Annotated in this window: 1 protein-coding gene; it reads left to right on the top strand. The window is 74.1% G+C overall.

Translation table 11 applies throughout. The features are described from left to right. Positions 1 to 263 (top strand): transcriptional regulator, SarA/Rot family (locus SB719_RS20800; protein WP_412159837.1); only part of this gene is annotated, 263 nt, incomplete at both ends.

Genomic DNA, 263 nt, shown 5'->3' with positions numbered 1-263 from the left:
CTGCAGCTCGACTCCGGGACGCTGTCCCCGCTCCTGCGCCGCATGGAGCAGTCCGGGCTGGTCCGGCGCGAGCGCCGCGAGAGCGACGAGAGGGTCGTGACCGTCACGATCGGCGAGCGCGGGCGGGAGCTGCGTCCGCAGCTCGCGCACATCCCGGCCCGGATCGCGGCGGGCACCGGCCTGCCCGACCAGCAGGCCGCCATGGCGCTCATCGACACACTGCACAACATCACGGAGACCATGCGCGCCGCGGCGCAGCAGAC

This window comes from Pantoea sp. SIMBA_079, assembly GCF_046940275.1.
In the GTDB taxonomy this organism is placed as follows: domain Bacteria; phylum Pseudomonadota; class Gammaproteobacteria; order Enterobacterales; family Enterobacteriaceae; genus Pantoea; species Pantoea borealis.
Note: the sequence above shows the minus strand (reverse complement) of the source record. Positions and strands in the feature narration are given on the sequence as shown.